Here is a 23,709-nt window from a genome sequence, read left to right as displayed (position 1 = left end):
TTAAGGCTATTTAATGCAGTCATCATTACACATCAAAGATTGTCAGCTTTACCGTCAAGGCGAGCTGTTACTAAGCTTAAACGAGCAAGTAAATGGCGGCGAAATACTCACCATTATGGGGCCATCGGGCAGTGGCAAGTCAAGCTTATTAAATTGGCTTACAGGCTGTTTGCCCAAAGACTTTAGGGCACAAGGCGAAGTATGGCTAAATGATCAAAATATAGATAACACACCCCCGCATTTACGCCATATTGGGGTGCTCTACCAAGACGCTTTATTGTTTTCGCATTTAACAGTGGCAGGAAATATTGCCTTTGCTATGCCCAAAGGCAATAAAAAGCAGCGTCTTGAAAAAATAGACCACGCCCTAGAACAAGTTGGCTTAACAGGATTGGCAGCCCGCCATCCCGACAGTCTATCTGGTGGGCAGCAAGCGCGTGTTGCACTGCTACGCATGTTGCTCAGCGAACCTAAAGCTATTTTACTCGACGAGCCTTTTAGTAAACTCGACACCCAATTGCGTGTTGATACCCGCGAACTGGTGTTTAGTCAAATACGCGAGCATAAATTGCCTGCCATTATGGTTACGCACGACCACAGTGACGCCGAGGCAACAGCTGGCAAAGTGATTACTTTAGGCACTGATGCTTAAAACCTGACTCATATTCAAGGCAATACGTATGTTAGATAAATTTGTTACCCCCATTATAAAGCCACTACTAACACCGGTTGTTATGCTCATTAATAAAAGCGGCATTACAGCTAATCAACTCACTGTTTTTGGTTTTTTAGTGGGTATGTTTGCCGTGCCTTTACTTGCCTTTGAAATGTGGTATGGCGCATTAATCGCCATTGCGTTGAATAGAATTTTAGATGGACTGGATGGCGCATTAGCCCGCTATGCTAATCAAAGTTCTAGCGCGGGTGGGTTTTTAGATATTACTCTCGACTTTTTATTTTACGCAGCGATTCCACTGGGCTTTATTTTGGCTAATCCAGCACAAAATGCCATTGCAGGTGCTATTTTACTGGCTACTTTTATAGGTACCGGTTCCAGCTTTTTGGCCTTTGCGATTGCCGCTGAAAAATTTAAACTCGACAAACCACAATTTAAATATAAAAGTTTTTACTACTTAAATGGCTTAACCGAAGGCACAGAAACCATTGCCTTATTTGTTGCCTTTTGTATTTGGCCGCAGCACTTTGCCATAATGGCCAGCTTATTTGCTGCAGCTTGCGCCATAACGATTTTCACCCGTATTTATGGCGGTTATCACACATTAAAACAACTAGAAGCTAATATCAGTAAAACGGAGGCTATCAATGGATAACGAATTATGGTGGCGGCTTGGATGTTTTGTAAGTATTTTAGTCATAATGATGCTGCTTGAGTGGCAAGCCCCTGCACGGCAATCGCCCATAAAAGCCACTAAACGTTGGGTTGCGAATTTTGGTCTTGTATTTACCTCTTCAGTGATTGCTCGGTTAGCGGTTCCTTTAGGGTTAACCGCCGCCGCGCTTTATAACCAAGAACATAGTATCGGTGTGTTTAATCAACTAACTATGCCTCTTTCAGTAGCAATTATACTTAGCCTGCTGTTGCTAGATATACTGATTTATTGGCAACACAGATTATTTCATAAAATTCCAATTTTATGGCGTTTACACCGTGTTCACCATGCTGATGCGCACGTAGATACAAGCACTGGGCTGCGCTTTCACCCTATTGAAATAGGTCTTAGCATATTGATAAAGCTTGCCGCCATAACTGCTCTTGGCGTGCCCGCCATTGCAGTACTTATATTTGAAATAACACTCAATGGGTTAGCACTGTTTAACCACGCAAATATTCGCTTGCCAAGCGCAATAGAAAAACCACTGCGCCTCATCCTTATCACCCAAGCGCTGCACCGCATACATCACAGCCAAAACCCCGAAGAAACAAACAGTAACTTTGGGTTTAGTGTAACTTGGTGGGATAGACTTTTTGGCAGCTATAAATCACAGGCAAGCCAGCCTGATAAACGTATTGCACTTGGTTTGAGCCAATACCCAAACCCCGAACAAAATTCATCCTTGTGGCAATTGTTAATAATGCCATTTAAAAAATAGCAATACGGCTAATGAAAACGCCCATGTACACCTTTTAAACCTTTATTTATAACATTACTTGGGCGTTTAACCGTTCCTGTTAACAAAAACACCCTATTAAAAGTAAATCAATTGTAAATTATTTAAACAAATTCTTGACCCAGTTAAAAATCCCCCATATTATTTGTAAGCGCTTACATTTATCACACATGAAAATGTAAGCGCTTACAAAAATGAAAAAATCAACAAATACACTATATTCTGACAATAATCAGTTGAACGGGGTTCAGTTATGAACATTGAAACAACACGCATTACTCGCCTTTTGGCTGCTATTTCATTAGCATCTCTGGCGGGTTGTGGTGGTGACGCAGCAACCACTACTACAGATATTGAAAAAGTAAACCCTACTGAACCAGTCTCTGACTGGCGTATGGTATGGAACGATGAGTTTGACAGCACTAGTATTGATACTAACAAGTGGAACTTTGAATTAAACTGCGCTGGCGGTGGTAACAACGAGAAACAATGTTATACCGACAGTGAAGAAAACGCCTTTATTAAAGACGGTGTACTAAACATAGTCGCCTTACCTGCAGAAGAAGGCGCAGAAAAACCATACACATCAGCCCGTTTAAACACCCGTTACAACGCAGACTTTACTTATGGCCGCTTTGAAATGCGTGCAAAGTTACCTTCGGGTCAAGGTAGCTGGCCAGCTTTTTGGATGATGCCAACCGATGAAGAATATGGTACTTGGCCGCGCTCTGGCGAAATTGATATTTTAGAAGCGGTAAATTTAAAAACAGTTGCTGAAGATGGCACCGTTGAAGCTAATATTCATGGCACACTTCACTATGGTCGCGAATGGCCAAATAACTCAAGTTCTGGTAAAGCGTATACATTCCCTGAAGGGATGAATCCTGCAGACGATTTTCATACTTACGCAATTGAATGGCAAGAAGGCGAAATTCGCTGGTACGTAGATGGCTATTTATACGCCACTCAACGTCGCTCTGAAGTTCGTTACAATTCAAAAGATGAACCTGTTGGCTTAAAGCATAAAGGTTGGTTTGCTGAATACTTTGAACAAGGTAGCGGCGAGCTAACAACGCATTGGGATAATGCCCCATTTGATAAAGACTTTTACCTTATTTTAAACAATGCTGTTGGTGGTGATTGGCCTGAAAACGTAAATAACTTAGGCGTTGACGCTGCAGCATTTGCAGAAGGTCAAAGTTTTGAAATTGATTACGTGCGTGTTTACGAATGTGCCTCTAACCCAACCACAGGTAAAGGCTGTGAAACAGTACGCCCAGGTTACGATAGCCTAGAAGATGCACTTGTTGAAGGTAAAGCCCCTGTACCTACCCCGCCAAGTGATGGTGTTGCAAAGAATCTTGATATTTTTGATGGCAGCTTAAATGCCAACTGGATCGCATGGGATTGTTGCGGTGGAACAACACCAGAAACCATTACTGACGCTGACAAAGGCGAGGTAATTAAGTTTAACATTAACGATAATAACGGGACTGTGCTTGGCTTCTCTACCCGCGGTGGTCACTTCTCTGATGATTTTACTGGCACTTCATCTCCATTTGATGCATCACCTCTACTTGATTTAAATGGCCGACTCACCTTTGATATGAAAGTAGTAACGCCACCAACATCTTCAACTACTTGGTTATTAAAAGCCGAAGCGGGTGATGGTGGTCCTAATACCGGCGATGTAGCCCTTAGCGATAGTAATGAAGGTGTTACTCCTGTTACTGGCCAATGGCAAACCTATACATTCCCACTTTCTTTACTACAAGAAAGAGGCTTAGATTTAAGTGCCATTGATGTATTAATGGTATTCCCAGCATGGCAAACAGGTGCAGGCGCTGAATATTTAATTACCAATGTTGCGATTGAAGGTGATTTACCTGGAAGCCCAGAAGTTGACCTATTCACAGACGGACAAAATCTAGATTGGCCAATGTGGGATTGTTGTGGCGGTTCAACACCAATTGAGGTAGTAGATGATGAAGAACACGGTTTAACCGCAGAGTTTAGCATTGGCGAAGCACCCACTGTAATGGGCTTTAATACTCGCACCTCAGCCGGTGGTAGTGGTAAACCATTTGATGCAACAAGTATTTTAGAAAATGGTGTACTACAGTTTGATGTAAAAGTAATGTCAAATCCAAATGATCCAGCAGCTGTTTGGACAATGAAGATTGAATCTAATGAAGGCGATACAGCGGTAGAGCTTCCATTAACCGATGCTGGCGATGCACCCGTTGCTGGTGAGTGGAAAACTTATACCTTTACATTCGCTGACTTAGCGGGCGCAGGTTTAGATGTTAGTGCCATTGATGTAGTGATGATATTCCCAGCATGGGGCACAGGTGAAGGTGCGGTTTACCGTGTTGATAACGCTAAAATGTACGATCCGAGTGCATCAGCAGGCGATGAAATCACTATTTTCCAAGATACAGCCGCAGATATGTGGAGTATTTGGGACTGTTGTGGTGGCTCTACACCGACTGAAGAAACTGACGATGCTGAACACGGCACAGTGGCTGAGTTTGTTATTGGTGCTACACCAACAGTAATGGGCTTTTTAGCTGACGAAGGTGTTTCTTTTGATGCATCAGCAATATTAGCAAATGGTGTTGTGCAATTTGAAATGAAAATGGTGACACCACCAAATGATCCTGACTCAGTGTGGACATTTAAAATTGAGTCAACAGGTGCAGCAACGGCGGTAGAGCTTCCTCTTGCACAAAGCGTTGAAGGTGAAGTACCGGTTATTGGGCAATGGCAAACATACACGTTTACAGTGCAATCATTATTTGATGCAGGTTTAGACATTAGCGATATCAATGTACTGATGGTTTTCCCAGCGTGGGGAACAGGTGAAGGTGCAGTTTATCGTATCGACAATGTGGTTATCGCTAACCCATAAACCCTAATTCAGTGGTAGGTACTAAATTAAAAGTACCTACTTACCGTAATAAATTAAGTAAAAGCAGAGCAATTATGAACACAAATAAGTTTAAAAAAAGCCCACTAGCGGCTTCTGTGTCACTTATCATCGCTGCAAGCACATTTAACTTCGCTTATGCTGCGCAAGAAAATACTGCCGAACCTGAACTAGAAGTTATTGAAGTAAAAGGTATTCGTGGTTCATTAATCCGTTCAATGGATGTAAAGCGTGACGCATCAGGCGTGGTTGATGCCATTTCTGCTGAAGAAATGGGTAAATTTCCAGATACTAATTTAGCTGAATCGCTACAACGTATTACGGGTGTATCGGTAAGTCGCTCAAACGGTGAAGGTAGCCAAATTACCGTACGTGGTTTTGGCCCATCGTTTAACCTTGTAACACTTAACGGCCGTCAAATGGCAGGCACCGGTTTTACGCGTTCATTTAACTTTGAGAACTTATCATCTGAAGGCGTTAGTTCACTTGAAGTTATGAAAACAGCGCGTGCGGATACACCAACAGGTGGCCTTGGTGCAACTGTAAATATTGTTACCGCTAAACCTCTACAAAAGCCGGGTCAGCGCTTTTCATTGATGGCTAAAGGCATTCACGATACATCGGTAGAAGAAGGTGATGAAGTAACACCTGAAATTGCAGGTATTTACAGCAATACTTTTGCTGACGAAATGTTTGGTTTTTCAGCTAACTTTTCATACCACCGCCGTGATTTTCAGCGCCAAGCAGCCAATGTACGCTCTTGGTTAGTCAACCCTAACCTATCGGTTGATGCTGAAAACATAATTGATAACCGCCCAATGGATGCAGATGGTAACCCAGCTAAGCAGTTTTTCGATCCAAATGCTGGGGATAATGGTGAGTTTGTATCTGCCGCTTTCTTCCCACAAGAAGTCAGCTTTTCAAAAGATGATATTCAGCGTGAACGTTTAAATGCGCAAGCCACTTTTCAGTTTGCACCAACAGATAACTTAACGTTTACACTAGATCACACAATCTCAAATGCAACAACAGGTAATAACTCACTATCGTGGGGTATTTGGAACGGTTCGTTTGGTGGTAATGGTAATGCCTATGAGCTAGATGAAAATGGCACCGCTATTTACTATAACTCAGCCGGTGATGATGCCTCATTCACGGCATTTCGTGAAACTGCCGAGGTAGACTCAAAAGCAACCGGTATCAATGTTGAATGGTTAGCAACAGAAAACCTTAGTTTTAACTTTGATGCCCATACTTCAAAAACCACAACAGATAATGGCAAAGATCCTGGCTTAAATTCTAATGCCCGTATTATTTTGGGCTCAGCAGAGTTATCTACTAAAGAATACTTTTTCCGCGAAGGCGATGTACCGGGTTTTAATATTAATTGGAACAACGGCACACAAGAAGTAAGTCCAAATCAAATTGGTTCTAACTTCAGTATTTTTACCAGAACACCAGGTGAGTCAGAAGTTTCTCAAGTACAATTAGACGGTAAATTATTTACTTATACAGATATTGGTCTTGAAACCGTTAAATTTGGTGCGGCTTACACTAAGCAAACACTCAGTGGTTGGGGCGGCTCTAATAACGCCAATGCACCTGGCTTTAACAACGGTACATTCGCTGAAATTTTCCCAGATGCGATGTTCGAAAGGATTGATTTAAGCGGATTCCTTGATGAATTTTCATTTGGTCCTAACGGCGTAGCGCCAGGTTATGCTTACACTTATGACCTTGATGAAGCATTTGCTCGTCAAAGTGCTTATTTGACCGAAGACGTAATTGGTAGTGATTATTACCGAATTGGTAGCTTTGATAACTTCCCAACTAACGAAGTAGAAGAAGAAACCATTAGTGTTTACCTTTCTAGCAACTGGGTATTTAACGTTAGCGACTACGACGTATTTGTAAACTTAGGTCTTCGTTATGAAGAAACTGATATTGTAAGCCCAGCAAAAAGTCGTGTAGCGGAACAAGTTTACTGGGCAGGCGGTTCAGAGTGGTTAACTCAATTTGCCGCTGGTGGCGAATTAGTTGAAGTAGACTATGAAGGACAATACGACTTACTACTTCCTATGATTGATATTAAAGTCGATCTTACGGATGACTTAGTAACCCGCGCATCATGGGGACAAACAATCACCAGACCAACTCTTGGCGATATGTTAGGTAACTTGGCTTTAACACCATCACCTAAATTAAATTCAAGAAGTGGTAGCCGTGGTAATCCAAACTTAGAGCCATTTAAATCAACTAATCTAGATTTAAGCCTTGAGTATTATTACAGCGAAGGCAGTTACGCTGCTGTTGGTCTATTTTGGAAAGACGTAGATAATTGGATTGATAACACCCAGGTAAAAACTACCTTTGAAGGTTTACATGATGTGTATTTAGGTGAGCGTTGGAACAATGCAGTAGCCGCCATTGAAGGTCGTGGAGATCAAGCAACTGACACTGCAATTTACAATGAAATTGTAGCTAATGGCGTAGGCATTGGTGAAAACAACCGTATATTACCAGATCCAGCGACTGATCCGCTGATTGAATGGACCATCAATTCACCTGAAAACGTTGGTTCACGTAAAGTAAACGGTTTTGAATTTGCTGTTCAGCACTTGTTTGGCGACTCAGGCTTTGGTGCAGGCTTTAATGCCACCGTTGTTGATGGTGATGTAGAGTACGATAACTACTACCTTGCCTCTCAAGCAGTATTAGCTGGTTTAAGTGATTCTGCAAACATACAAGGCTTTTACGAAAAAGATGGCTTATCGGTGAAAATTACCGGTGCATGGCGTGATGAGTACTTAATTGCGCAAGGTTTACCTGACTCAGGTGCTACGGCTCCTCCACAATACGCAGAAGAGTACTTACAGTGGGATATTAGTGTGAACTACGAAGTTAACGAAAGCACAACGGTATTCTTTGAAGGTGTGAACTTAACCAACGAAACCGAGCGTTCATTCAGTCGCTTCGAAAGTCAGTTCTTAAGCGCGGCTCAATACGGCCCTCGTTATGCCTTTGGCGTTAGATACTCTATGGGCAATTAATACATTGCCCAAATACAGTTTTTGATTACCCCTTATAGTTGAAAAGTCAAAGCCGCTCATTGAGCGGCTTTTTTTATAACTGTTTAATTTTTTCTAATAGCTTATCGGTTGTCCAATCAATATCGTTATAGGCAATATCGGGTTTATAATAATCGCCCTTTCCTCTTGCTCTATTCACATACACTTTATTAGGCACTATCACTTTACCTAAACCTGAGGGTAACTCAGCTAATCGAACATCCATATACAGTGAGTCAGCACTGCTTGGCGCGCCAAATAACTGAGTGTTTGAAAACTGCTTAAATACATCAATGGCATCAAGACACGCACTTGCACACTGTGGCGGCACAATAACAAAAACCTGTGTTTTAAAGTCACTCTCTGGCACCGTGCTATCGCTTTGGTTTGGTTTACTTTGCGGCTCTTCGATGTAAAATAGCTTATTATTTTCAAGTGACTGCGCCATACCTGCAGCTATTTCTTTAAACTCTTTTTGTGCTTTAGGTTGATCTTTCAACACTTCAATTAATGATTTAACATGGCTAGTATTATCTTTTGACGCTCTCCACCAAACTCGGCTATTTTTTGAGTAGTTATCCATTTTTTGTTCAACAACTTGCTCACCCCACAACGCTTTTGCAAGCTTTAAGCTCCAATACGACGAGCCACCTTGGTTATGACGAAGATCTAAAACCACCGTTTTTGCACTGAGTAACTTAGAACGTTGATCAGTCACTTTTTTATACAAGTTATTGTAATCATGAGTTTGCTTATCGTTATTTGCAAAACTGGGCATAGCAATCCACGCTATGTTTTGCGCAGGCCAAGTTAAATCGGTTGTAAGCTCATCCCCATTATAGGCATGTGTTAAATGCTTACTTACACTCTTTGGCCGAACAGACCAATCAAGGGTTTTACTGTAAGCTTGCCCATTGGCTTTAACAAATTGACATTCTTTTAGAGGTGTTAAAAATGGGTTGCCCTCATCAATTAGTAACCGCCAACCTTGCTGCCACCAATGCCCAGGTTGTGTAACCTGTCCATGAAATTTAAACACTCTTTGTCGCATTAACGTCTCGGTACTTTGCCTATCGCAACCACTTATCACATCACCTTTATTTATATTATCTGTTTCACTGTAATACACTTTTAATGCATCACCCCGCCAAACGGCACTAAAACCTGGCCAACGACGAGCAGGTCGTTCAACGCTTGAAAACACACCTGCATGACCATCTTGTAGCACAGTACTAAAACGCGCAATTGCCGCAACATGAACCTGCGGCCCGCTCGCTTTGGCAGACAGTGCAAGTGCTTCTGCTTTTGCTTGCTTTAATAGCTCAGGAAAGACTGGGTTGTTAACATCAAACATACCGGGGTGGTTTTTTGCCGAAATACTGTAAGCAGCTTCAATATCACGATCAGTAACACTGCGCCATTGCTCTGGTGTTTGAGGAGTAACTGCTAATTCTGCCATGCTCAAGGTAGGCGTAATTAATAAAGCACTCAATAAAGTACGGCTAACTATTTTTGTTTTTATGTTCATGAAAATCCATTTTAAATTAGGTTATATAATTACTGTAAACCCATTTGGTGGAACTAAAAATACCTTAAATCAAATAAGTATCAGCAAATTATTTTTATAGCAGTAACTTAACAACATTAAAAGCAGCTAACAACGAGTAAGATTTAAAATGAACTGGCTTTAAATTTAGAGCAACACCTTACTTAGACGTTTGTTCAATTTTGGTTTGCAGTAGTGTTATGCGGGCGTTGAGTTTTCTAAAGCTATACTGTGAATAGAAAAAGTTCAAAAAGAAAGCAGCAAAACCTGAACAAGCAAGCCCTATCAATGGGCTGAATAAAACATTAACAACAAAACAATAACAGCCATCGCTATCGTAAGCCCCAAATAATGAGATGCACTAAATAACTTTCGGTTGTTTTTTTCAAGTTGAACTATATGAGAATCTATATCCATTAAAAATTTCCTTTTTAAAAACTGATACTTAACAAATCAACACTAACTATTCTTTCAGCTTACTACCTACATAGTATTATTTAAACAAGTGAGTTACTCCACTGCGCCTTAGTTAATCGATATAACTGTACGGTACGACCATGAAATTCATGAGTACTGTAGTCTGTAAAGCCAATTTTCTTTGCTACTTTCAATGACGCAATATGCTCAGGTTCAATAATAACAACGACCGATTGATGAGTAGTTTGCGTAAACACATACTTTAAAACACCTTTAGCCGCTTCGCAGGCTAAGCCTTTATTCCAAAAATCGACCGCTAATCGATACCCTAAATTAGGCTCTTCGTTACCCGCGACACTTTGTGGAGAAACACCACAAAACCCTATAAGTAGGTTACTGTTTTTATCTATTAGTGCCCATGGGCCCAAACCGTATGATCCGTAGCATTGTAAACACCACTTTATAAATTCACCAGTTGCGGCTTCATCGCACACACCACGAATTGAGTATTTCATCACTTCATCGTCATTAAGAATTTCACTTAATGCCGGCACATCATCAATTGAAAACTGCCGAATAAGCAACCTTTGGGTTTCACAAATGTTCACTCAAACCTCCTTGTAATCACAGCTAAAAAATTTCAACAAACAAGTGATTAAGGTTGTTATCTCAGTTATTTCGCTCTTTTTTATATTTCGAATGCCACAAAAAATATCCATATAATATGCCTACTAAAGGAAATATTATTAAAGATGAAATGATTCCATCAAAAAAATCTTGCTCACCTGTAAAGTACATAATTAATTGAAATAAAATAGCGGTAGGAATTCCCCAGCCTAGAACACCTTTTAGTAAAATAAAACGGAATTTAGTGTGGTTTATATTCATGAGCCTTCCTTGAGTTGTGGAGCCAAATAATAAGCTGAAATAAATCATAGTCGTTAGTGAGTTAAGTCACTAAATTATTGGAGGCGATTTAAATTAGTTTAAAATTACATTAACACTATTGAAAAAACACTTAACCAACTTAATTGGATACCATAAGAGATACGTTGATAGCTACCAGGGTTACTTTGTAGTTTTATTGCTTTAGCCATAGCAAACAGATAATAAACTGTGGCGATAACAGAAACAATTGAAAAAACACGAAAGTATAAAGGAGTAATTTCTGTGGTTGGACTAATAGCTATTAATATTGGTGCTACAACCAGCGAAAGTAACATAATAAAACCAGCCCAAGAGTGAACCTTGCAGCTAAAAGTTGGATGTTTAGTAAATGGGTCAGCATCCATAGGAAAATAACCCGCAACCCAGGTACCAATACCATGCACAATAACTAACCAACCAACAATATTAACCAATATAGAAACATTAGCCAATTGCGCCAAATACCAGCCAAAAAAGCAAAATAGAAAACCTAAAGGATAATTATTAATTAGCGGTGACAGTTTTTCAGTTGGGCTTCCCGTTGCACCTAATTCACTACAAAATTGTTTAGAATGACTGTAACCTTCATAAAACCGACTTGCTACATAAACACCAATGAAAATCCATAATGTGGCTATTAACCCTGAATAAATCGCAATCGTTTCAAACATCACCATAATCCTTTTTGTGATTAATTCATTAAAGCCTTTTTGAACACAGAGGAGAAAATGAGCCGGCTTCGAGTGACGAGCTGTGAGCTTGTACAAACAGCCTGAAACCTAGTCATAACAGCCCTGAGCTAGAACCTTTAATCTACTTTTTCAACCCAGCGCCTCATTAATAAATCATTTCTTTATCATTATAATTAACCACTAATCAAATGCTATCGGTATTAGTTTTAAAAAAACAAAGCGCTACAAAAATGTAGCGCTTTCATTACTTATAGGTTGTTTGTTTAAACTAAAACGCGTTATTAAAAAAAGCCAAGCGGATCTTCGCTGTAACTTACTAGCAAGTTTTTAGTTTGTTGGTAATGATCAAGCGCGAGTTTGTGAGTTTCGCGGCCTATACCAGACTTTTTATAACCGCCAAACGCTGCATGTGCTGGGTACATATGGTAACAATTAGTCCATACACGACCTGCTTCTATTTTGCGACCAAAGTGATAAGCACGATTCATATTACGGCTCCATACCCCTGCGCCTAAACCAAATTCTGAGCTGTTAGCCAGTTCAAGTGCTTCGGCTTCGTCTTTAAAGGTCGACATTGAAATAACGGGGCCAAAAATTTCTTCTTGGAACACGCGCATATCATTACGCCCTTTTAATAGTGTAGGTTGAATGTAATACCCGCCGTTTAGCTCGTCGCTTAATTGCTCAACATGGCCGCCAGTTAATACTTCAGCACCTTCTTCTTTACCAATTTCAATGTAGCTTAAAATTTTATCAAACTGGGCTTTAGAGGCTTGTGCGCCTACCATGGTTTCGCTATCAAGCGGGTTGCCACGTTTAATTTGTTTAGTACGTTTTAAAATACGTTCTATAAATTGCTCATAAATATCTTCTTGAATGAACAAGCGTGATGGACAAGTACATACTTCACCTTGGTTAAAGTAGGCAAGAATGGCACCTTCAATTGCTTTATCTAGGTATGAGTCGTCTTTTTCCATAACATCGCTAAAGAAGATATTAGGTGATTTCCCCCCAAGCTCTACCGTTGAAGGAATAATATTTTCAGCTGCACATTTTAAAATATGTGAGCCCACAGGAGTTGAGCCTGTAAAAGCAATTTTAGCAATGCGCGTACTGGTTGCCAGTGCTTCACCTGCTTCTTTACCAAAGCCGTTTACCACATTTAAAACACCTCCTGGCAGTAAATCGCCAATAATTTCCATTAACACCAAGATTGAGGCAGGTGTTTGCTCGGCGGGTTTTAATATTACACAGTTACCCGCTGCAAGTGCAGGCGCTAATTTCCATGCGGCCATTAATAATGGAAAGTTCCACGGAATAATTTGTCCTACAACGCCTAGTGGCTCATGAAAATGATACGCCACCGTGGTTTCGTCTATTTCGCCAATGCTGCCCTCTTGAGCACGCAGGCAGCCTGCAAAGTAACGAAAGTGATCGGCGGCTAGTGGAATATCAGCGGCAAGGGTTTCGCGAATCGCTTTGCCGTTATCCCATGTTTCGGCCACAGCAAGTAACTCTAAGTTTTGTTCAATTCGGTCGGCAATTTTTAATAGTATATTGCTGCGCTCGGCGACTGAGGTGGTGCCCCACTGGGTTTTTACTGCATGGGCTTTGTCGAGTGCAAGGTTTATGTCGTCTTTATCTGAGCGCGGTACTTTACAAAATACCTTGCCATTTACTGGGCTTATATTATCAAAGTACTGGCCGTTGACTGGGGCAACCCACTCGCCGCCAATGTAATTACCATACTGCTGTTTAAATGTGACGAGTGCGTCTGCTGAACCTGGGTTTGCGTAAATCATATGTGTGTTCTCTTGTTGTTGTTAGCTAAAAGTCTAAGCCGAAATTTGTTAGAGTAATGTAGCAACTTGCTTTATATTTAATCGGTATTGATTGACATTAGACCAATAAGCGCTTAAAAACTTGCTTAGCTGTCCAAAAAAGTTGTCTGTGAGTCCACATTAAAAACGCTCTATAACGATTAAAAAAGGCTGAACATGCACACATCTCAGTTAAATAAAAAACGCCAACAACTTGATGTACTGATTGAAAACAAAGTGACCTTTGCTGCCGATAACTCCGAGCTAAGTATTTACGATACCTATAAAAGTGCGCAAAAAGTGGCGTTGCACTCAAACGAATTACTGTTTTGTGCCATGCTCAGTGGTAAAAAAATAATGCATGTTGAGAGCAGTCAATACCACAAAGCGTTTTTACCACATGAATCGTTTGTATTAGCACCTGAGCAAGGCGTACTAATTGATTTTCCGCATGCATCCTTAAACGCACCCACCACCTGTTTAGCCATTGAAATAAGCACCGATAAAATAACCAATGTGGCTAATGCGCTTAATATGCAGCAAAGTTTTGCAAACGATGCCTTGTTTGAATACAACCCTAATTTAGTGCATACCCAACATAATACTCAAACGCAGCAATTATTAGAGCGCATGGTGCATTTATTTAGTGAGCAAGGCGCCGAGCGACACTACTTAATTGATTTATCGTTAAACGAATTGATCACCCGTTTATTACAACAACAGAGCCGTGATTTATTGCTGGCAAACTGCGATAAGCTGCGCCTAAAAAGTAACGTGAGTGATGCACTGCATTATATTGAGGAGCATTTAAGCGAAAACCTCGATATAAACACCCTTTGCAAAATAACCTGTATGAGTCGTAGTAAGTTTTACCAGCAATTTAAACTTGCTTTTGGTACTAGCCCTGCACTTTGGCAGCAACAACTTAGGCTTAAAAAAGCCCGCACGCTTTTATTAGAAGGCCACGCTATAAGCAAGGTGTGCTACGATCTGGGTTTTAATAGCGCCAGTCATTTTAGTCGTTTATTTAAGCAAACTTTTGGTATTGCACCAAAAGCGTGTCGCCACTAACCTAACACAACAGTTTTTGTTATATTAAACAGCCTAATATGCTAGATTGTTTGCAATGTTGTAAGTAGTAATGAGTCACCGATGAGTAAACCCACCCGCTGGACATTAAAGAGTATTGCCAAAGAATTAGGTGTGTCTAATGCTACGGTATCAAATGCATTTAATCGCCCGGATCAACTCTCTGCTAAACGCCGCGAAGCCATACTTAAAGCGTGCAAAGAGCTGGGGTATTATGGCCCTAATAAAGCGGCGCAATCTTTGCGAAGTGGCACGTTTAATATTGTTGCATTAGTCCTTCCTGATAGCGTGGAATACATGGTATCAGACCCTGTTGCGAGCAGTTTTATGCGGGGAGTAACCTCGGTACTTGAAAAAAATAATATTAATGTTTTATTGTTTTCAGGCAACAGTGACAACCTCAACAGCGTTGTTGATTTTGTCGATGGTTTTATTTGTTATGGTCGCCCGCGCAATAAAGCACTAGTAGAGCAACTAAAAACAGTCTCTAAACATGTGGTGACGGTTGATTTTGACATTGCCCGTAACGCCTCAATTAATGTTAATAACGAGCAAGCCAGTTATGAAATAGCCAAACATGTTTTGCATAATCAAGATGATAAAGTGGCTATATTAGGTTTAAGATTACTTGATGAAAATGTATTGTGCCGGGTATACGAACATCACGAATTTGAAACTGGCCAATCTATTTCGCATCAACGTTTGCGTGGCTATCAACGCGCCTTAAGTGAGGCCAATATAACGGTTGCCGATGACCGCATTTGGAATATTCCTGAAAGCAGTGAGCGCTTTGCAAATATTGCCGCAAAAGAGGTATTAACAGCCTCTCCTCGCCCTAACGTGATTATATGCATGAGCGATTTAATTGCCCTTGCCACCATGCGAGAAGCCATAAAACAAGGGATAAAAATAGGCAGTGAGCTGCGTATTGTGGGGTTTGATGGCATAGAAGAAGCCGCTCGTTTTGTACCTCGCCTCACTACAATTCATCAAAATAGCCAAGAAAAGGGCGTTATGGCTGCTAACTTATTTATTTCTAAAGAAGAAAAACAATATGAAGTAGGTTACGCACTCGATATTGGTGCAAGTAGCTAAGCACTGTTAATAAAGCAAATAAAAAAGCCAAGCAGAAACTGCTTGGCTTTTGGTTTTCAACAAATAAAGCTATTAAGCCAATAAACTTTGTAAGTTTAGAGTGCTTTCTTGAGTGCCATTAAGCTGCGTAATAAGTGCAGTACGGCTTGCAAAGTCAATCCTCAAAGAAATTGATTGTTGTTCAAGCTTCCACATTAAACAGCAAACACTTGCGCCGCCTTGAGCCGAAAATTCACCTGCAAATGCGGGATGTTCATTACGCATTTTAATTAGCTCTATGAGCCCTTTTACTACCGGTTTATTAAGGGCTTGCTCTATTTTAGCCGCGTTCAAATATGGGCGATTTATATCACGGCCAACATTGGTTTTTGCTAACAGTTCCATATCGTTTTCACAGGCAAATAAGCCGCCGTAATAAACTTGCGGTACACCTGGCGCAAAAAATTGAATTGCTCGCGACAGCAAATAGTCAAAATCATTAGCGCCTAATGCATTGTAATAAGTACAGTTTACTTGATATAAGTCGACATTACTGGCAGCCGCGCCTGTTGCTTGGCGGCTTTGATTGTTACTATTTGCATGCATGGTTTCTACTAGGTTATCAATTTGTTCTGCATTTAATAAGCCTGGTTTTTCGCCCATTGGGCCTGCATCAATTATGCCTATGCCATCATGGGTGTCTAGTACCGTTAAACAATTACGCGGCGATATTTTTAGCCATTTGAGTAATGCATCCGCATTGTTATTAAACAAGCTATGTAGAATAAGTGGTGGCAACGCAAAGTCATAAACCATATTAACGCGCTTAGCTACATCTACTTGTGTTTGATAATGGCTATGAATTTCTGCAATGGTTTCCATGCCTAAATCGTTGGCTTGCTTTGATAAGTTATCTAAGTAGCCAAACGTTTCATCTAGCATAAAACAATTAGTACCCGCCTGCTTAATGGCATAACCCGCTGCATCTAAACGAATAATATTAACGTTGTTAGCAGAGAACTTAGTAAGTACATTATTTAAATACGCAATTCCTGCCTCTACTTTTACGTTTATATCAATTTGATTATCGGTAAAAGTGGTCCAAAAATCATACGTTTGACCATCACCGCATTTCATTGGCGTAAAACAACTGCCTGGGCGTGGACGGTAAATAGCTTGCTGCTCAGCCTCGCTCATGCCATTGGGGAACACGTCCTCTTTGGTTAAAAATAAATCCCAAAATTCTGACGCTTTACCTTTAGCCAGTACATCTTGAAACTGAAAAGATTGCGCCGACACATGGTTCACTATGAGATCAGCCATTAAATCATGGTCTTTACCGAGTGCCTTTATGTCGTCCCAAGTACCGATTCGAGAATCAACTTCACTATGATCAATCGGGTCAAAGCCTGCATCGCTGCCATCAATTGGGTTATAAAATGGCAATAAGTGCACACCACCAAAAACGCCCTCTAATGGGCCATGTAAAAGAGTGGTAAGTGCATTTATATCTTGGCCAGTAATTCGATCAGCGTATGTGATCAATTGAACTTTATTCTTCATCATTGTGTGATTACCATGTTGAAACTTAATCGATTAAGATATATCTTTAACTAGCACGTACGAATTTACAAGTTATTTTTATAAATTTTACATACAAATATCGTGGCGACATTAATACTATAATCAGTAACTGACTGACTTACTGGGTGTTAAGAACGCATTTAACGAGGAAAAGCACATGACAAAATCACACACACACGTAAGCAGCGATCCGTTGCAACAAATTCGCTGGCTCACATATATGATGTTTTTTATGTTTGCCATGACCTCCGATGCCGTTGGCATGATCATTCCCGAGCTCATAACTGAATTTGGTTTAAGCATGACCCAAGCCAGCGCATTTCACTATGCGCCTATGGCACTCATTGCCTTTAGCGGATTATTTTTAGGCTTTTTAGCCGATAGCCTCGGGCGTAAAAAAACGATTATGCTTGGGTTATTACTATTTTCTGCGAGTTGCTTTTTATTCGCCATTAGTAGCAGCTTTATATTTTTTATTTTTTTGCTTTGCTGTATTGGCTTAGCTATTGGCTTATTTAAAACCGGCGCTTTAGCGTTATTAGGTGATATTTCTCATAGCAACGCAGAGCACACTAAAACCATGAACAAAGTAGAAGGCTTTTTTGGTATTGGTGCCATTGTTGGGCCTGCACTTGTTGGTGTATTACTGGTACAAAATGTAAGTTGGACTTATTTATATATTATTGCCGGTATTATGTGCTTAATTTTAGCGTTTTTAGCGTGGCGTGCAGAGTATCCGAGCGTTGTTAAAAGCACTGAAAAGCCCGCTTCACTTGCTACCACCATGAAAATGATAAAAAACCCCTACGCGCTTGGCTTTTCGCTCGCCATTGCGCTTTATGTTGCAACCGAGGTTGCCATTTATGTATGGATGCCGACGCTGTTAAAAGACTACACGGGCTCTTGGCCCCTTTTGGCAACCTATGCACTCACCATATTTTTTATACTGCGTGCCGCAGGGCGTTTTATTGCGGTGTGGTTATTAAACCGCTATAGCTGGCAAGGTGTTATGGCTTACTTAAGTTTAGGTATTGCACTATGTTATGTGGGTACTTTAGTCGGTGGCGTTGATTGGGCTGTTGGTTTATTGCCGCTTTCAGGGTTATTTATGTCGATGGTTTACCCGACCTTAAACTCCAAAGGAATATCGTGCTTCCCGGTACAACAACATGGCGCAGTTGCTGGGGTTATATTATTTTTCACTGCACTTTCAGCCGCATTAGCACCTTTATTTATGGGTATGATCAGCGATTACTTTGGTCATGTACGTTATGGTTTTTATCTTGCAACCGGCTTTGCCATTATTTTATTTTTAGCGATGCTTTTTAACTATTTCCGTGACCCATCAGCCAGCGCTTTACAAGAGAGCAACCTAATAACTGAGTAAATCAACAAATTGAGTGCTAAAAAAACACTATATAAATCAATAGATGAGTAAAAAAACAGCAAATAAAGAATAAAATAATTTGCTTATTGTAAAAGATTTGTTATTTTTACTTAATCGATTAAGTAAAAATAACAACCCCTTCGGGCTCACAAAACGAGGCGTTCACATGACAACACACAACACACCTTTATATTTAATGAGTGCTTTAGCGCTGGCTGTAAGCCAAGGCGTTTATGCACAACAAGAAGAGCAAAACACACAAGCGCAAGCTAACAAAGGTCTTGAGACTATCGTTGTAACCGGTGTACCACGTCGTACAACCATTATGGCATCAAGCTCATCAGTGAGCAGCCTATCGCTTGCTCAAGTTGAAGTATCTACACCCCGTTCAACTGCTGAAGCGTTTAGAATTATTCCGGGCGTACGCTCAGAATCAACCGGCGGTGAAGGTAACGCAAACATTGCTGTACGCGGCTTACCTGTGGCCTCTGGTGGTGCTAAGTTTTTACAATTACAAGAAGACGGTTTACCCGTTATGCAATACGGTGATATTGCTTTTGGTAACGCTGATATATTTATGCGCCTAGATAATACCGTACAAACTATCGAATCAATTCGTGGTGGTTCGGCCTCGACTGCAGCAAGTAATGCACCGGGCGGCATAATTAACTTTATTTCTAAAAATGGTGAAAACGAATCAGGCAGTATTTCTACAACACTGGGCCTTGATTACGACACTATTCGTACAGACTTTGAATACGGCACTTACCTTAGTGATAGCGTACGTTTTCATGTAGGTGGTTTTGTGCGCCAAGGTGAAGGCCCGCGTGAAACAGGTTACACATCAAATAAAGGTGGGCAAATTAAAGCCAACCTTACAAAAGACTTTGAAAACGGTTACGTGCGTCTTTATTACAAACATTTAGATGACAAAAGCGTGGGTTACTTACCAATGCCAATGTATGCAAATGGTGACTCAATCCCAGGGTTTGACGCACAATCGGATACCCCGCATTCGGCATTATTTACTAAAACAGTGCGTTTAAATGGCGAAAATCAAATTAGTAGCGGCGATATTCGCGATGGTATGAACCCGCAAGTTGACTCAGTGGGTTTTGAAGCCGTGTTTGACTTAGATAACGATTGGCGTATTGAAAACCGTTTTCGTAAATCCTCTGTGAGCGGTAACTTTAATTCACTTATTCCTGCTGAAGTAGGCAGCGCGACTGCTATTGCACAAAGTATTGGCGGCGCAGGTGCAACGCTTAGTAATGCAAATACCGGGGCTGCATTTAATGACGATTTAGCCATGCGTATTCATACATTTGACGTCACAATGAACGACTTTGACTCTATTGTGAACGACTTCAAACTAACTAAATCACTAAACGATGATACAAGCGTTACGTTTGGTTACTACGCTTCAACGCAAAATATTGCTATGTCATGGTTATGGAACTCTTACCTAATGGAGCTTAAAGGCGATAATGCGGCGCTACTAAATGTAACAGCTGCTGATGGTACAGAGTTTTCTGAAAATGGTTTATATGCATACGGAACGCCTTTTTGGGGTAACTGTTGTCAGCGTGATTACGATACAGAATACGATACCCGCGCCCCGTATGTTTCATTTTCAACAAAAGTGGGGGATGTAAGTATTGACGCCAGTGCTCGTTACGATAGTGGTGAAGCACGCGGCAACTACGCAGGTGCCGTTACCTCAACGGTCGATATGAATCGCGATGGAGTGATTTCAGTTCCTGAACAAAATGTAGCAGGCATTGATACCGCAAATGCTAGCCCAGTAAATTACGATTGGGATTATGCATCCTATTCAATTGGGGCTAACTACCAAATAGACTCAAGCCTTGCGACATTTGCACGATTGAGTAAAGGTGGCCGTGCAAATGCTGACCGACTTTTATTTGGTAAAGTACGCGCTGACGGTTCGGTTGCTGATGAAGATGCCGTTGATGAAGTAAACCAGTATGAATTTGGGGTTAAAAAACGTTTTGATTCACTCTCAGTTTTTGCAACAGCGTTTTATGCAGAAACAGAAGAGCAAAACTTTGAAGCAACATCGCAAACCTTTTTTGACCGTGAGTACGAAGCAAAAGGGATTGAAATTGAATCAACTTACTTCATCGATGCATGGGATTTTCGTGGTAACTTAACATGGACTGATGCAGAAATTGCTAAGGATGCACTTACCCCTGAAGTGGTAGGTAATACGCCACGCCGCCAAGCTGATTTAATCTACTCTTTAATGGCTCGTTATAGCTTTGATAAAGGTGCTGCCGGTGTCAACTTTATTGGTACTACTGATGCTTACGCTCAAGACAATAACGACCTTAAATTTGACGGTTACACTCAAGTAAATGGCTTTGTAAGTTACGATTTATCTGAAAACCTTAATATTGCACTTAATGTAAATAACTTATTCGATACGGTAGGTATTACAGAAGCTGAAGAAGGCTCAATTCCAGATAATAACATTATTCGCGCCCGTACTATTAATGGCCGCACAACATCAATAACGCTTAAATACGCGTTTAACTAATCATCTTTAGTGTAACAAACGCTGAAGCTATGTTTTTCAGCGATTGTTACACTAACTTTAATTAGTTTTAATAATTCTCCCTTGAATTTTGACCTAGCTCTGCTGGGTTTTTTAGGATTTACACTATGACCAAATTACTTAGCCTCGGCGAGCTACTTATTGATATGCTGCCACAAGATTCTCAAAACAGTGCTTATTTGCCCATTGCAGGAGGTGCCCCTGCCAATGTAGCGGTAGGTTATGCAAAGTTAGGCGGCAAGGCTGCTTTTTGTGGCGGTATGGGTGATGACTACTTTGCTAAACAATTAAGTAAATCGCTTGAGCAATATAAAGTAAGTACAGAGTACTTATTTACGATTAAAGACTCTCAAACGGCCGTAGTTATTGTGAGTTTAGATGAAACCGGTGAACGCAGCTTTAATTTTTATCGCCACAATACCGCCGATTTACTGTTAACGAGTGATCACTTAAACCATATCAAATGGGATGAATTGAGTACCCTACACTTTTGTTCCAACACGTTAACCAATCCAGCCATTGCAAACACCACCGTGTGTGCTTTAAAGCTGGCTAAAAACAACCATAAACTCGTTAGCTTTGATGTAAATTTACGCTATAGCTTGTGGCAAAATAGCAATGACATTGAACACAATGTACACGCGTGTTATGCCTATTGCGATATTGTTAAGCTATCGCGTGATGAGCTGAACTTTTTAGCTGAGCAAACACAGCATGCACCTGATGATTACTTACAATCTATTTTAAATATAGGTGTTAAATTGGTATTTTTAACCGATGGCCCTGCACCGGCAACGGTTTACCATAAGGCGTTTATATTAAACGAATCGGCGCCAATCATTAATGCTGTGGATACTACCAGTGCCGGTGATGCGTTTATTGCAGGCGTGTTATATTATTTAAATCACACCGATGAAAATAGCCCGCTCATCGAAAAAATTAATAATGAGCATCTAGTAAAGCACGCTTTAAATTTTGGTTTGCGCTGTGGCTCTAAAGCCTGCTTAGCCAAGGGGGCATTTCCCGCATTACCTACACTTCAAGAGGTATAATACCAATCCGCAATAATACTTAATCATTTTATGGGGCTAAACGTGTCGCTATCTGCGTTAAAAAATTCTCATTTTGAACAACTAAATAGCAAACTTTTTGCCTAGCTATCAACACGTTTTTCCTGCCTCAAAATAGATCACTTAATTAAGCGAATTGGTATAAATACTTTAAAAATAAAGGCCGATTATGGCCTTTATTTAAGCATCCGCTTCTTCATCATTACTTTTTAACCATTCTAAAGCCGCAGTGGCGTTCTCAAAATATTGAATTTCACCTGATACAAACCAACTGCCTAATTTAGCGATGGTTGATTGCCAGTCTTTGTTGCCGTATATGGCTATTTTTTTAAACTCTTTGCTGTGTTTTAAGCCAAGTTTTAAATCATCCCATGCGGCTCTAAGTTCCCAGCCATCAAGCTCAGTACCATCTATGAGTACATTAACAATAGGATGTTTAACTTCGCCAAGCGCAGAGTCTATCATCGGCGTGATCACTTCATAATCTTTATGAGTGAGTGTGCCTATGGCTTTTAAGGTTAAAAAAAACTCGCAACCAGAGCGCTCAATACCAATAGATAAGCCGTGTGTTAAATTTACCATAACCCGAACTCCGCAATAATATGAGCATCAAGTATAGGTGATAGCTTAGTAACCAATAGTGAAGTAGATCAAAAAACAGGCACATCACTTTTATTGTGCCCATTTTAATTAAATGCTTAATTATGCATTTTTAAGCCGTGCTATTTGGTTTTCAACATCTGTTAAATGACCGATTTTAAGCCACACTCTGGCTCCTTCACTGCCTGCTGTTGCTTTAATTTCGCTGTTAGGCGGCACTCTTAACCAGCTGTGCTTTACTAATGTATCGCCCTGCTCTTCAAGCGAGCCTTCAAGAACTAAAAGCTCGCCCCCCCCCAAGGCGTTTAACGATATTTCACTGTTAGGTGCAAATGCTAAAATACTCACCTCTTCAATGGCATCTTTATAAAGAGAAACTACATTTACATTACTAAACTCAGGGTGAGGAACGCTGCACATGGTATTAGTTTGCAAGCGAACATGCTCTCTATCCTCTGGCTGAAACTGCCATAATTTTACAAATATAACGCACCCGTTTTCAGAGCTTGGTGTATGTTTTGACTCAGGCGGATTACGAATATAAGAACCCTTGGGGAAATCACCATGTTCATCTTGAAAAACACCTTCAAGCACAATAAATTCTTCACCGCCGGTATGTGTATGAGCAGAAAAATGGCTGTTTGGCGCATAACGTACAATGCTGGTTGCGCGTGCAACCTCATCGCCCACTCTATCAAGTGGACGCCTATCAACACCCGCCATCGGTGAGGCTATCCATTCTAACGATTCGCTATGTACAACAACACGTTCGCTAAAATCAGCTGCAATTTTCATATT

18 protein-coding genes are annotated in these 23,709 nt (G+C 40.6%); 10 read left to right on the top strand and 8 right to left on the bottom strand.

The window, feature by feature from the left end:
• Positions 1–13: 13 nt before the first annotated feature.
• The 5 genes from PTET_RS17225 to PTET_RS17205 all read left to right on the top strand — a co-directional run bounded on the left by PTET_RS17225 (position 14) and on the right by PTET_RS17205 (position 8,109).
• A complete protein-coding gene (locus tag PTET_RS17225) occupies positions 14–652 on the top strand; it encodes an ATP-binding cassette domain-containing protein (protein WP_013463030.1) in 639 nt (212 codons plus the stop codon).
• 28 nt (positions 653–680) lie between these two features.
• Positions 681–1,331 carry a CDP-alcohol phosphatidyltransferase family protein gene (locus tag PTET_RS17220; RefSeq protein ID WP_013463029.1) on the top strand — a complete coding sequence of 217 codons (651 nt, stop codon included), beginning with the start codon at positions 681–683 and terminating at the stop codon, positions 1,329–1,331.
• The gene (locus tag PTET_RS17215; RefSeq protein WP_013463028.1) at positions 1,324–2,112 is read left to right on the top strand and encodes a sterol desaturase family protein; all 789 of its coding nucleotides are present in this window, start codon (positions 1,324–1,326) and stop codon (positions 2,110–2,112) included. The genes PTET_RS17220 and PTET_RS17215 overlap by 8 nt, the downstream gene beginning before the upstream one ends.
• A gap of 271 nt (positions 2,113–2,383) precedes the next feature.
• Complete coding sequence (locus PTET_RS17210) at positions 2,384–5,041, top strand: glycoside hydrolase family 16 protein (protein WP_013463027.1); 2,658 nt, start codon at positions 2,384–2,386, stop codon at positions 5,039–5,041.
• 74 nt (positions 5,042–5,115) lie between these two features.
• Positions 5,116–8,109: a TonB-dependent receptor gene (locus PTET_RS17205; RefSeq protein ID WP_024602712.1), complete on the top strand. Its 2,994-nt coding sequence runs from the start codon at positions 5,116–5,118 to the stop codon at positions 8,107–8,109.
• Between the two features lie 73 nt (positions 8,110–8,182).
• Here the strand turns inward: PTET_RS17205 and PTET_RS17200 are convergent, their stop codons facing one another.
• From PTET_RS17200 to exaC, 5 genes are all read right to left on the bottom strand, one after another.
• Positions 8,183–9,655 carry a S41 family peptidase gene (locus tag PTET_RS17200; protein ID WP_013463025.1) on the bottom strand — a complete coding sequence of 491 codons (1,473 nt, stop codon included), beginning with the start codon at positions 9,653–9,655 and terminating at the stop codon, positions 8,183–8,185.
• Positions 9,656–10,170: 515 nt separating this feature from the next.
• Positions 10,171–10,698, bottom strand: coding sequence for a GNAT family N-acetyltransferase (locus tag PTET_RS17195; protein ID WP_096039018.1), 528 nt, complete (start codon positions 10,696–10,698; stop codon positions 10,171–10,173).
• Positions 10,699–10,759: 61 nt separating this feature from the next.
• Positions 10,760–10,978, bottom strand: coding sequence for a hypothetical protein (locus tag PTET_RS17190; RefSeq protein ID WP_096039017.1), 219 nt, complete (start codon positions 10,976–10,978; stop codon positions 10,760–10,762).
• A gap of 104 nt (positions 10,979–11,082) precedes the next feature.
• Positions 11,083–11,688: a DUF998 domain-containing protein gene (locus PTET_RS17185; protein WP_028834199.1), complete on the bottom strand. Its 606-nt coding sequence runs from the start codon at positions 11,686–11,688 to the stop codon at positions 11,083–11,085.
• Between the two features lie 302 nt (positions 11,689–11,990).
• On the bottom strand, positions 11,991–13,511 hold the full coding sequence (gene exaC / locus PTET_RS17180) for an acetaldehyde dehydrogenase ExaC (RefSeq protein WP_064663761.1): 1,521 nt from the start codon (positions 13,509–13,511) through the stop codon (positions 11,991–11,993).
• Positions 13,512–13,706: 195 nt separating this feature from the next.
• Here exaC and PTET_RS17175 point away from each other — a divergent pair, with 195 nt between their 5' ends.
• Complete coding sequence (locus tag PTET_RS17175; RefSeq protein WP_069439129.1) at positions 13,707–14,600, top strand: AraC family transcriptional regulator; 894 nt, start codon at positions 13,707–13,709, stop codon at positions 14,598–14,600.
• Positions 14,601–14,681: 81 nt separating this feature from the next.
• A complete protein-coding gene (locus PTET_RS17170) occupies positions 14,682–15,713 on the top strand; it encodes a LacI family DNA-binding transcriptional regulator (protein ID WP_016900594.1) in 1,032 nt (343 codons plus the stop codon).
• A gap of 72 nt (positions 15,714–15,785) precedes the next feature.
• On the opposite strand, the gene gtfA is transcribed toward PTET_RS17170, so the two are convergent.
• Positions 15,786–17,258, bottom strand: coding sequence for a sucrose phosphorylase (gtfA, locus tag PTET_RS17165; protein WP_076921972.1), 1,473 nt, complete (start codon positions 17,256–17,258; stop codon positions 15,786–15,788).
• A gap of 175 nt (positions 17,259–17,433) precedes the next feature.
• Between gtfA and PTET_RS17160 the strand changes: the two genes are divergently transcribed.
• The 3 genes from PTET_RS17160 to PTET_RS17150 all read left to right on the top strand — a co-directional run bounded on the left by PTET_RS17160 (position 17,434) and on the right by PTET_RS17150 (position 22,293).
• Positions 17,434–18,663 carry an MFS transporter gene (locus PTET_RS17160; protein ID WP_036983784.1) on the top strand — a complete coding sequence of 410 codons (1,230 nt, stop codon included), beginning with the start codon at positions 17,434–17,436 and terminating at the stop codon, positions 18,661–18,663.
• 166 nt (positions 18,664–18,829) lie between these two features.
• Positions 18,830–21,223, top strand: coding sequence for a TonB-dependent siderophore receptor (locus PTET_RS17155; RefSeq protein ID WP_036983783.1), 2,394 nt, complete (start codon positions 18,830–18,832; stop codon positions 21,221–21,223).
• Between the two features lie 125 nt (positions 21,224–21,348).
• Positions 21,349–22,293 (top strand): carbohydrate kinase family protein, encoded by a 945-nt coding sequence (locus PTET_RS17150; protein ID WP_069439127.1) that lies wholly within the window; start codon positions 21,349–21,351, stop codon positions 22,291–22,293.
• Positions 22,294–22,491: 198 nt separating this feature from the next.
• Here PTET_RS17150 and PTET_RS17145 read toward each other — a convergent pair whose 3' ends face one another.
• On the bottom strand, positions 22,492–22,893 hold the full coding sequence (locus PTET_RS17145) for a SpoIIAA family protein (RefSeq protein ID WP_096039016.1): 402 nt from the start codon (positions 22,891–22,893) through the stop codon (positions 22,492–22,494).
• A gap of 120 nt (positions 22,894–23,013) precedes the next feature.
• Positions 23,014–23,706 (bottom strand): cupin domain-containing protein, encoded by a 693-nt coding sequence (locus tag PTET_RS17140; RefSeq protein ID WP_096039015.1) that lies wholly within the window; start codon positions 23,704–23,706, stop codon positions 23,014–23,016.
• Positions 23,707–23,709: the final 3 nt, after the last annotated feature.

The sequence above is a fragment of the Pseudoalteromonas tetraodonis genome, assembly GCF_002310835.1.
In the GTDB taxonomy this organism is placed as follows: Bacteria; Pseudomonadota; Gammaproteobacteria; order Enterobacterales; family Alteromonadaceae; genus Pseudoalteromonas; species Pseudoalteromonas tetraodonis.
The sequence above is the reverse complement of the archived record's forward strand: the minus strand, read 5'-3'. Positions and strand labels throughout refer to the sequence as shown.